General features: G+C 71.3%; 9 protein-coding genes. 2 read left to right on the top strand and 7 right to left on the bottom strand.

What is annotated here, in order from left to right; all coding sequences use genetic code 11:
• The coding region (locus AO501_RS40230) for a hypothetical protein (RefSeq protein ID WP_197419845.1) at positions 1 to 2,837 on the top strand (2,837 nt) is incomplete at its 5' end.
• On the opposite strand, the gene AO501_RS14460 is transcribed toward AO501_RS40230, so the two are convergent.
• From AO501_RS14460 to AO501_RS14435, 6 genes are all read right to left on the bottom strand, one after another.
• On the bottom strand, positions 2,834 to 3,247 hold the full coding sequence (locus AO501_RS14460) for an A24 family peptidase (protein WP_055578375.1): 414 nt from the start codon (positions 3,245 to 3,247) through the stop codon (positions 2,834 to 2,836). The two genes, AO501_RS40230 and AO501_RS14460, sit on opposite strands and share 4 nt — an antisense overlap.
• Positions 3,248 to 3,257: 10 nt before the next feature.
• Complete coding sequence (locus AO501_RS14455; protein ID WP_156452557.1) at positions 3,258 to 4,064, bottom strand: shikimate dehydrogenase; 807 nt, start codon at positions 4,062 to 4,064, stop codon at positions 3,258 to 3,260.
• Complete coding sequence (mltG, locus tag AO501_RS14450) at positions 4,051 to 5,286, bottom strand: endolytic transglycosylase MltG (protein WP_055578373.1); 1,236 nt, start codon at positions 5,284 to 5,286, stop codon at positions 4,051 to 4,053. Before mltG ends, AO501_RS14455 begins: the two co-directional genes overlap by 14 nt.
• Positions 5,279 to 5,779, bottom strand: coding sequence for a Holliday junction resolvase RuvX (gene ruvX, locus AO501_RS14445; protein WP_055578372.1), 501 nt, complete (start codon positions 5,777 to 5,779; stop codon positions 5,279 to 5,281). The genes mltG and ruvX overlap by 8 nt, the downstream gene beginning before the upstream one ends.
• Entirely contained in the window at positions 5,780 to 8,485 is a 2,706-nt protein-coding gene (gene alaS / locus AO501_RS14440) for an alanine--tRNA ligase (protein WP_055578371.1), read from the bottom strand. It lies immediately after the preceding gene.
• Between the two features lie 105 nt (positions 8,486 to 8,590).
• Positions 8,591 to 8,980, bottom strand: a complete 390-nt coding sequence (locus AO501_RS14435; RefSeq protein ID WP_197419847.1) for a secondary thiamine-phosphate synthase enzyme YjbQ — start codon at positions 8,978 to 8,980, stop codon at positions 8,591 to 8,593.
• Between the two features lie 118 nt (positions 8,981 to 9,098).
• On the opposite strand from AO501_RS14435, the gene AO501_RS14430 reads away from it, so the two are divergent.
• The gene (locus tag AO501_RS14430) at positions 9,099 to 9,719 is read left to right on the top strand and encodes a hypothetical protein (RefSeq protein WP_055578369.1); all 621 of its coding nucleotides are present in this window, start codon (positions 9,099 to 9,101) and stop codon (positions 9,717 to 9,719) included.
• 136 nt (positions 9,720 to 9,855) lie between these two features.
• Here AO501_RS14430 and AO501_RS14425 read toward each other — a convergent pair whose 3' ends face one another.
• The gene (locus tag AO501_RS14425; RefSeq protein ID WP_055578368.1) at positions 9,856 to 11,208 is read right to left on the bottom strand and encodes a replication-associated recombination protein A; all 1,353 of its coding nucleotides are present in this window, start codon (positions 11,206 to 11,208) and stop codon (positions 9,856 to 9,858) included.
• Positions 11,209 to 11,268 lie beyond the last annotated feature (60 nt).

Below are 11,268 nucleotides of genomic sequence, written 5' to 3'. Positions count from 1 at the left end.
ACGGTGGCGCGGGTGGAGCCGGTGGAGCCGGTGGAGCCGGTGGCCACGGGCTCAGCGGCGCCGACGGCACGGCGGCGGGCCAGAGCGGTACCGGCGGCGGCAACGGCGGCAGCGGTGGAGCCGGCGGCAACGGTGGCAATGGCGGCGCCGGCGGGACGTCGACCGTCGGGCACGCCGGCCGGCAGGGATCCGCCGGCAACGGCGGGGCCGGCGGCTCCGGTGGCGATGCGGGCAACGGCGGTACAGGTGCGGTCGGCGTCGCGGGGGTCAACGACGGCGCCGGCGGCAACGGCGGAACCGGTGGCAACGTCGGCCTGGGCGGGCTCGGTGGCGCCGCGGGTGCGATCGGGGCCCACTCCGCCACCAGCGGCGTGACGGGCCTCAGCGGCGCGCACGGCACCGGCGGGAACGGTGGCAGTGGCGGCGGTGGCGCGGACGCGGTTGGTCCGGGACAGAGTGGCGGCAAGGGCGGTAACGGTGGCGCCGGCGGCAGTTACGGCAACGGCGGCAACGGCGGCCGGGGTGGCAACGGCAGCGCCGGAACAGCCGGAGCGAACGGCGCGTTCAACGACGCCGTCGGCGGCGCCGGAGGTGCCGGCGGCGGCGGAACCACCAGCGGAGGTGGTGGTGCCACCAGTGGCGGTAACAGCGGGGGCATCCTGAGCGGCACCAACGGCGGCGGCAGCACCACCGTCGGGGGCCTGCTCACGTCCGTGGCCGGACCGGGTGCGGATGGCGCCAGCGGCGGTAACGGCGGGGCGGGCGGCAACGGCGGGACCGGTGGCGCGCACTCCGGCAATGGCGGCAGTGGCGGTGCCGGGGGCAATGCCGGCGCGGGTGGCAATGGAGGCGCCGGCGCGTCAGCCGTGGGAGCCGGAGACGGCGGCGCCGGCGGTGAGGGTGGCGATTCGGGCGTCGCCGGCAGCGGCGGCAAGGGTGGCGACGCCCTGGGGTCCGGCAATGGCGGTGCCGGCGGTGCGGGAGGCAACGGCGCTGCCGGCGGCAACGGCGGCAACGGCGGCAACGGCGCCGGTACGGGCAACGGCGGCAACGGCGGGACTGGTGGGGCGGTCGGCGCCGGCGGTGACGGCGGCGACGGCGGCAGCGCTGCCGGCGGCGGGACCGGCGGAACCGGCGGTGACGGCGGGACGGGCGGCAACGGCCAGACCCGCACCGCCCAGCAAGGCAGCGGCGCCACCGGTAACGGAGGCAACGGGGGGAACGGCGGACAGTCGGGAGACGGTGGCCGCGGCGGAAACGGTGGCGCCGTCGGCGCCGGCGGAAACGGCGGTCACGGCGGAGCGGGCGGAGACGCCGCCCGGCCCGACGGCGCGGGTGGCCACGGCGGTGCCGGCGGCACCGGCGGCGGACCCGGACTGGGCGGTAACGGTGGAAGCGGCGGCGCCGGCGGGACGGTCTCCGGCAGCGGCGGAAACGGCGGAAGTGGCGGAAACATCGGCGCAGGCGGGAAAGGTGGAGCCGGCGGTCACGGGGGCGCCGGTCGCGGCAGCGGCGGCGGCGGTGACGGAGGTGTGGGTGGCAACGGGTGGGGCGGTGGGTTCGCCAACCAAGGTGGTGCCGGTGGCGCCGCCGGCCAGAACGGCAACGGCGGCAACGGCGGCAACGCGGGAACCGTGGGCGCGGCCGGCAACGGCGGGGCCGGCGGCGACGGCGGCGCCGGCGGCAGCACCGGAAACGGCGGCCGGGGTGGTGACGGCGGCTACGGCGGCTGGGCCGGCCGGGGCGGCGCCGGCGGGAACGGCGGCGCCGGTGGCACCGTGACCGGCAACGGCGGCAACGGCGGCGATGCCGGAGCCGTCGGGCAGTGGGGCACCGGCGGCGACGGCGGCAAGGGCGGGGCCGGCGGCTCCATCTCCGGTGCCGGCGGCAACGGCGGCAATGGCGGTAAGTCCGGCGCCCCCGGCTTCCCACCCCAGACCGGGGTCGGTGCCGGGGGCAACGGCGGGTTCGGCGGGAATGCGACGGGCCTGGGTAACGGCGGCGCGGGCGGCAACGGCTCGGCCGGGGCCTACTTCGGCAACGGTGGGACGGGTGGCGACGGTGGTGACGCGTACGGGTCGGGCAACGCCGGCGCCGGCGGCGCGGGGGGCGACGGTGGAACCGTCGTGTTCCGATACGAACCGCTGGTGGGACGCACCATTCAGGTCAACGGCTGGGGTGGCGCCGGCGGTTGGGGCGGCAATGCCTGGCGTAGTGGCTCCGGTTACATCGGTGGCGACGGGGGCGACGGCGGCGCCGCCAGCGGTGGCGGTTATGGCGGCGCCGGAGGCAACGGCGGTACGGCCCACGGAACCGGCAACGGCGGCGCCGGCGGCAGCGGTGGCCTGGGCGGCAACGGCGGCAACGCGGGCACCCCCACCTCGAACACCAATGGCGGCGCCAGCGGGCCTGCCCGCAGCCAGGGCGGCGACGCCGGCGACGCCGGTTCGGGCGGCCATGGCGGCGCGGGCGGCCGAGGTGGCGACGCACTGGGCCCCGGCACCGGCGGCGCCGGGGGAACCGGCGGGGCCGGCGGGGCCGGCGGTGCCGCCGTCGGTGGGTCGGCTGTCGGCGCCGGTGGTAACGGTGGTGGCACCGGCAGCAGTGGCGGCAACGGCGCCGACGGCGGCGACGGCGGGGCCGGCGGCGCCGGCGGGGACGGAGGTCACTCCTCCTCCGGTGCTGGCGGCGCGGGTGGGGCCGGCGGCGCCGGCGGGGCGATCACCGGCGCCACCGGCGGCGCCGGTGGCCTCGGCAGCGGACTCGGTGGTCATCCGGGTGCACCCGGCAAGGCAGGAAACGTCGGCGCCCAGGGCGCCGACGGGCTGCCGGGTTAAGAACCCAGCATTGCCAACGCCGCCGCACCGGCGGTCGCCAGGCACATCGACGGTCCGTGCGGCACGGCGCGCAACCGCCACAGCAACCCGACCGCAGCGGTCAGCAGCGGCGCCCCCAGCGCGGCCAGAAACCAGGCTTGAACGCCGAAACAGCCGCTCAGCCCGCCGACGCCGACCGCGAGCTTGACGTCCCCGCCGCCCATCGCCGTCGGCGCCAGCAGATGCACGGCGAGGTACACCGCAGCCAGCGTCAGTCCGCCCAGCAGCGCCGCCACCCCGCGGCCGGCCAGTGCCGCACCGATGAGGATCACGGCCGCGCCGGGCAGCGTCAGCCGGTTGGGCAGCCGGCGCTGCCGGATGTCATAGCAACTGAGAGCGATCAACCACGCCGCGACCATCCCGATCCGCATGCGCGGCAGGCTAATCCAGTTCCGCCAATGCGCAAGTCATCGCCTCGCGCGGCGCGGGCATCCCGGTGAACTGCTCCACCTGCGCAAACGCCTGATGCAGCAGCATCTGCAGCCCGCTGACCACCCGGCCGCCGGCGGCCTGCACCGCAGCGGCCAGCGGGGTGGGCCACGGGTTGTAGATGGCGTCCAGCAGCACCGGGATCACAGCGAAGGTCCCGGCGTAGCGTGCGGCGACGTCGGCGGGCAGGGTGCTGACCAGTACCTGCGCGCCGGCCACCGCATCAGTCAGCGCACCGTCGTCCAGGCCGCAATACGTCGTCGGCACCCCCACCCGGGTGCCCAGGTCGATCAGCCGGGCGGCTTTGTCCGGGTTGCGGGCCACCACCGTGATGCCGGTGACCCCGAGCGTGGCCAGCCCCACCACGGCCGCCGGGGCGGTGCCACCCGACCCGGCCACCAGGACCTGTCCTGACGCCTGCCCGAGCGCGCCCGCCACACCGTCGATGTCGGTGTTGTCGGCCCGCCACCCGCGCGGCGTGCGCACCAGGGTGTTGGCCGACCCGACCTGCTCGGCGCGCGTGGTGCGTTCGTCGGCGAACCGCAGCGCGGCGAACTTGCCCGGCATGGTCACCGAAACGCCGACCCACTCGGGGCCGAACCCGCCTACCACGCCCGGCAGTTGCTCGGCGTTGCACTCGATGCGGTCGTAGGTCCAGTCATGCAGGCCCAGCGCGCGGTAGGCGGCCAGGTGCAACTGCGGAGACTTGGAATGCGCGATCGGCGAACCGAGCACTCCGGCTTTTCTAGCGCGCGGAATCGAGGACACCGTTGCGTTTGGCCAGTTCGATGTTCGCCAGATGCTGCTGATAGTCGCGGGTGAACAAGGTGGTCCCCTGGGCGTCGATGGTGACGAAGTACAGCCAGTCGCCCGCCGCCGGATGCTCGGCCGCGCGCAGGGCGTCCACCCCGGGTGAACAGATCGCGGTGGCCGGCAGGCCTTCGGACATGTAGGTGTTCCACGGGGTCCGCTGCGCGCGGTCGGCGTCGCTGGTGGCGACCTCCCGGCGGTCCAGCGGATAGTTGACCGTCGAATCGAACTCCAGCTTGCGGTGTTCGTGCAGGCGGTTATAGATGACCTGCGCGACCTTGGTGAAGTCCTGGACGTTGGCTTCCTGCTGCACCAGCGAGGCCACCACCAGAATGTCGTAGGGCGACAGCCCGATCGCCTTGGCGGTGTCCTCCAGCCCCGAAGTCAGGTATTCCACGGTTCCGGCGCTGATGAGGCTCGCCAGGATGGTCTCCGCCGACGCCGCCGGGTCGATATTGAAGGTGCCGGGCGCGATCAGGCCCTCCAGCCGGCGATGATCTTCGCGCAGCTCGGTGACCGGCTCGAGAGCCCATTTCGGCACCTGAAGCGCCGCGGGAGTGCTCTTGCTGGCCGCCGCCTTGAGATCCGCCAGCGCCACACAGCGCTGGTTGCCATCTAGATCCACGCACGTCGCGCGCGAAATCAGGGTCAGGATCCCGGGCGTGGTCTTGTTGGTCTTCATGTCGGTGGTGTCGTCGAGCTGACGCCCTTCCGGAATGACCAGCTTGCCCACCCGGCTGTTCGGGTCGGCCAGCCGCGACACGGCGTTGGCCGCCGGAATCTCGGTGCGCATCCGGTAGTAACCGGGCTGGATCGCCGAGATCGCTGCGTTGCCGTGAGCGGCATCGACGAACGCCCGCACGGTACGCACGACGCCCCGCTTGAGCAGCGTCTCCCCTACCGCGGTGGTGGAATCACCGGACTGAATCTGGATCACGACGTCCTGCTTGCCGGCGCCGGTGTAGTCGTCGTCGTTGCCCGAGAAGACGTGCCAGAGTTTCGCGCCGACGACGACCGCGGCCACCACCACGACGACGAGCAGCCCGGCCGCGAACCCGCCGGCCGCCCGGCGGCGACGACGGGTGCGCTGCTCCTTCTTACGGTCGGTTCGGGTTCTGCGGTGCCGGCTCGGGCCGACCGCCACCGGCTTGGCCTTCTCCCGCTCAGACATCGGATGCCTCCCTCGCGAGGAGGGCGCGGCGCTGGTCCAGCCAGCCCTGCAGGATAGCCACCGCGGCGGCCTGGTCGATGACCGACCGCTGCTCTCTGGCCTTGATGCCCGCGTCCCGCAGCGACCGCTGCGCGGTGACCGTGGTCAGCCGCTCGTCAGCGAGCCGGACCGGAGTGGGCGCCACTCGTTCGGCAAGTGCTTCGGCCACCTCGATGGCGTCCTGGGCGGATTGGCCGATGCGATCGGCCAGGGTGCGCGGCAACCCGACGATCACCTCGACGGCCTGGTACTCGGCAGCAAGCGCGGCCAGCCGGCGCAGGTGTTTGCCGGACCGGTCGCGGCGCACGGTCTCTACGGGGGTGGCCAGGATGCCGTCGGGATCGCTGGCGGCCACACCGATGCGCACCGTGCCCACGTCGACACCGAGGCGTCGGCCTCGGCCGGGGTCTGATTCGCCCGGCCGGTCAGGCTGGCGCTGCGGTGACTCGACCACTCAAGCGACCCGCGCTATCGCGGCGATCTCCGAACGCAACGCGTCCAGCGCCGCGTCGATGCCGGTCGGGTTCTTGCCGGAACCCTGAGCCAGGTCGGCCTTGCCGCCGCCCCGGCCGTCGACACTGCTGGCCAGCTGCTTGACCAGTTCATTGGCGTTGAGGCCGAGGTCCTGAGCTGCCGGGTTGGCGGCCACCGCGTACGGGACGGTAGATCCGTCACCTTCGGCGATCAAAGCGACGACCGCCGGATCGCTACCCAGCTTGCCGCGAATGTCGCCGGCCAACGAGCGCAGGTCCGCTGCGGTCATACCCGCCGACATGCGTTGCGCGACCACCCGGACGTTGCCGATGTGCTCGGCCCCGGCGGCCGCGTTGGTGGCCGCGGCGCGGGCGCCGGCCAGCCGGGCACGTTCGAGTTCCTTCTCGGCCGCCTTGAGCCGTTCGACCAGGCCGGCAACCCGGGCCGGCACCTCTTCGGACGGCACCTTCAGCGACGACGCCAGACCCGCCATCAGCGCGCGTTCCTTGGCGAGGTGGCGGAAGGACTCCAGCCCCACGTAGGCCTCCACCCGGCGCACGCCGGAACCGATCGAGGATTCGCCGAGGATGGTCACCGGCCCGATCTGCGCCGTGTTGTGCACGTGGGTGCCACCGCACAACTCCAGCGAGAACGGCCCGCCCATCTCGACCACCCGAACCTGGTCGGGATAGGCCTCGCCGAACAGCGCCATCGCGCCCATCGCCTTGGCCTTCTCGAGTTTCTCGAGGAACGTATGCACCTCGAAATCGGCCTGCACGGCCTCGTTGGTCACCTGTTCGATCTGGGTGCGCTGGTCCTCCGACAGCGGCCCCTGCCAGTTGAAGTCGAAGCGCAGGTAGCCGGGACGGTTCAGGGATCCGGCCTGAACGGCGTTGGGGCCCAGCACCTGTCGCAGGGCCGCATGCACCATGTGGGTGCCGGAGTGCCCCTGGGTGGCGCCCTTACGCCAGCCCGGGTCCACCGCGGCGACCACCGTGTCGCCCTCGACGAATTCACCCGACTCGACGTTGACCCGGTGCGCATGCAGGGTCTTGGCGATCTTCTGCACGTCGGTGACCGCGGCGCGGGCGCTGGCCCCGGAACCGGTGCCGCTGATGCTGCCGGCGTCGGCGATCTGGCCGCCCGACTCGGCGTACAGCGGTGTGCGATCTAAGATCAGCTCCACCCGATCGGCGTGCACGGCGTCGGCATGCGCCACCACCGGCACCCGCTTGCCGTCCACGAAGATACCGAGAATCCTTGCCTCGGAGGTCAATTCGTCGAAACCGGTGAACTCGGTGGGTCCGGCGTCGACCAGTTCTCGGTAAGCGGTCAGGTCGGCATGCGCATGCTTGCGCGCGGCGGCGTCGGCCTTCGCGCGCCGGCGCTGCTCGGCCATCAGCTCGCGGAAGCCCGCCTCGTCGACCGTCAGGCCCGATTCGGCGGCCATCTCCAGCGTGAGCTCGATCGGGAAGCCGTAGGTGTCGTGCAGGGTGAAGGCATCGGAGCCGGAGACGACGGTGGCGCCGGAGGATCTGGTGGCGCCGGCCACGTCGTCGAACAATTTCGAGCCCGAGGCCAGCGTGCGGTTGAAGGCGGTCTCCTCGGCGACGGCGATGCGGTTGATCCGCTCGAAGTCGTTGACCAACTCGGGATACGACGGTCCCATCGCGTCGCGCACGGTGGCCATCAGGTCGCCGACGATCGGGGTGTCGATACCGAGCAGCTTTGCCGATCGGATGACCCGCCGCAGCAGTCGGCGCAGCACATAGCCGCGGCCGTCGTTGCCAGGACTGACCCCGTCGCCGATCAGAATGGCGGCGGTGCGGCTGTGGTCGGCGATGATCCGGTAGCGCACGTCATCGGCATGGTTTCCGACGTCATATCCGCGGGGTGCGCGTCCGGCCACCAGATCGATCACCGGACGCAGCAGGTCGGTCTCGTAGACGTTGTGCACGTTCTGCAGCACCAGCGCGATGCGCTCGACACCCATGCCGGTGTCGATGTTCTTGCGGGGCAACGGCCCGAGGATCTCGTAGTCCTCTTTGGAGGTGCCCTCGCCACGCTCGTTCTGCATGAACACGAGGTTCCACACCTCGAGGTAACGGTCCTCGTTCGCGATGGGACCACCGTCGACGCCGAATTCGGGTCCACGGTCGTAGTAGATCTCCGAGGACGGGCCGCACGGGCCAGGTATGCCCATCGACCAGTAGTTGTCGGCCATGCCGCGCCGCTGAATGCGCTCAGCCGGCAGGCCGGCAATGTCGCGCCACAGCTGCGCGGCCTCGTCATCGTCGAGATAGACCGTCGCCCAGAGCTTTTCGGGATCCAGGCCATAGCCGCCGTCGGCCACCGGGTTGGTCAGCAACGCCCAGGCCAGCTCGATGGCGCCGCGTTTGAAGTAGTCGCCGAAGGAGAAGTTGCCGGCCATCTGGAAGAACGTGTTGTGCCGGGTGGTGATGCCCACCTCGTCGATGTCAGGGGTGCGGATGCACTTCTGGATGCTGGTGGCAGTGGCGTACGGCGGTGTGCGCTGGCCGAGGAAGAACGGCACGAACTGGACCATGCCGGCATTGACGAACAGCAGGTTGGGGTCGTCGAGGATCACCGAGGCGCTGGGTACCTCGGTGTGGCCCGCCTTCACGAAATGATCAAGGAACCGCTTCCTGATCTCGTGTGTCTGCACTGTGCTTCTTCCTTAATTTCCTGGGCTCACTGGCGAGAGTCGGGTATCAGCCTATTCGCCGGAACTGGCCGCCGAACATGCAATGAGGCCCGCTTAGCCTTCCATCTAGCCGTCGACGAAGCTCAACCGGACCGACCGCCGCGGATTATCGCGGTTCAGGTCGACCAGCACGACGCTCTGCCAGGTGCCCAACAGCGGCTCGCCGCCGCTGACCGGCACTGTCACCGAGGGCGAGATGATCGCCGGCATGACGTGGTCGGCACCGTGACCCGGCGAGCCGTGCGAGTGCCGGTAGCGGTCGTCGCGGGGCAGCAGCCGCTCGAGTGTGTCCAGCAGGTCGTCGTCGGACCCGGCGCCGGTCTCGATGATGGCCACCCCGGCCGTCGCGTGCGGGACGAACACGTTGCAGAGGCCGTCGGCGTGGTTGCCGCAGAACTCGCGCACCGCGTCGGTGAGGTCGACGATGCGGCGACGCGTGGTGTCCACATCCAGCACATCGGTATCCATCCGGACCAGCCTACGGGGCTTGATCAGCCGCCGGTGCCGGAGGAAGGTGGTGGTGGACCGGTGGCGCCGCCGGGGGCGCTGCCCCGACTCACAGGAGGGGTCGACCGTGTTTGCACGTTCCACGACCATCCAGGCGCAGCGCTCGTCGATCAACATGGGCATCAACTATGTCCGCGACGTGGTCATGCCTGCCCTTGACGAGATGGAAGGCTGCCTGGGCCTATCGCTACTGGTGGACCGCGAGTCGGGCCGGTGCATCGCCACCAGTTCCTGGGAAACCGAGTCGGCGATGCAGCGCAGTGCCGAGCGGGTGTGGCCGGTGCGTTACCGCGCCGTCGAGATGTTCGGAGGCAGCGCCGTGGTCGACCAGTGGCGCATCGCGGTCCTGCATCGCGACCACCGCTCCGCCCCCGGCGCCTGTGTGCGGGCGACCTGGCTGCGGACGCGACCGGAACTGTTCGAGCGCGGCATCGACTACTACCGGTGGGCCGTCCTGCCGGCAGTCGAAGATTTCGACGGCTTCTGCAGCGCCAGCCTGATGGTCGATCCGACGTCGGCGCGGGCCGTGGTGTCGGTGACTTACGACAGCCGCGAGGCGATGGACCGCTGCGCCGAGTCGGCCCGCTCGATGCGGACGGCGATGATGCGCGATCTCGGCCTCGACCAGGACGACGTCGGCGAATTCGAGCTGGCGCTGGCTCACCTGCGGGTGCCCGAGCTGGTCTAGGGCGCCCGTTCGCCCAGCCTGTAAATCTGGAGCCAAAAAGCGAGTGAGGGCCGCCAGAACTACAGGCTCGGTAAGAAGTCAGCCAGCGGGTTCGCGGAGGGCAGCCACTGATTCATCTCGTCGTCGGTGAAGTGTTTCACGACCTCCGCCTCCCGCGGATGATCGCGCGCAACCGTTCCAGGCGGCCGGCGATCTCGCGTTCGGCGCCTCGCCCGGTCGGCCGGTAATAGTCCACGCCCACCAGTTCATCCGGTGAATACTGTTGTGCCACCACGCCGTCAGGGTCGTCGTGCGAGTATTTGTAACCCTGCGCATTGCCCAGCTTCGCCGCGCCCGAATAGTGCCCGTCGCGCAGATGAGGGGGCACCAGGCCGGCCTTGCCCGCCTTGATGTCACCCATCGCGGCACCGAGCGCGGTCGTCACCGCGTTGGATTTCGGCGCGGTGGCCAGATGAACGGTGGCGTGGGCCAGGGTCAGCTGCGCCTCGGGCATCCCGATCAGCGCGACCGTCTGCGCGGCGGCAACCGCAACCAGCAGCGCCGTCGAATCCGCCATGCCGATGTCCTCGCTGGCCAGGATCATCAAGCGCCGCGCGATGAACCGCGGATCCTCCCCCGCCACCAGCATCCGGGCCAGATAGTGCAGCGCCGCGTCCACGTCCGAGCCGCGCACCGATTTGATGAAGGCGCTGACGACGTCGTAATGCTGATCGCCGTCCCGGTCGTAACGCACCGCGGCCCGGTCCAAGGACTGCTCGATGGTTTCGACAGCCACGTGATCGGAAGCTTCGGAGGCCACCTCGAGAGCGGTCAGCGCACGCCGGGCGTCACCCGCGGCCAGTTGCACCAGAAGCTCGACGGCCTCCGGCGCCACCGTCACCTTGCCGCCCAGTCCGCGCGGGTCGTCGATCGCCCGCTGCACCACCGTCCGGACGTCGTCGGGGGTCAGCGGCCGCAGCTGCAGAATCAGCGATCGCGACAGCAACGGCGCGACCACCGAGAACGACGGATTCTCGGTGGTGGCCGCCACCAGCAACACCACCCGGTTCTCCACCGCGGCCAGCAGCGCGTCCTGCTGGGTCTTGGAGAACCGGTGCACCTCGTCGATGAACAACACCGTCTGCTCACCGCGCAGCAGCGCCGATCGAGCTGAATCAATCACGGCCCGAACATCTTTGACACCAGCCGACAACGCCGACAGCGCCTCGAAGCGGCGCCCGGTGGCCTGTGAGACGAGCGCCGCCAGCGTCGTCTTCCCGCTCCCCGGCGGTCCGTAGAGAATGGCGGAGGCGACACCCGAGCCCTCGACCAGGCGCCGCAACGGCGACCCGGCGGCCAGCAGGTGCTCCTGCCCTACCACTTCGTCGAGCGTGGCCGGACGCATCCGTACCGCCAACGGGGCACCGGCACCCGAAACGCTCAACGAGTGGTCGGTCGATTTCGGCGCACCAGGCAGGTCGAACAGACCGTCGGACACGACTTCAGGCATACCACGCAACGCGGACACGCCATTGACGGGGAAAGCCGGCCGCCAACCAATGCGAGCATC

This window comes from Mycobacterium gordonae (assembly GCF_001417955.2).
Lineage (GTDB): Bacteria > Actinomycetota > Actinomycetes > Mycobacteriales > Mycobacteriaceae > Mycobacterium > Mycobacterium gordonae_B.
This window is presented reverse-complemented; position numbering and strand designations above follow the sequence as displayed.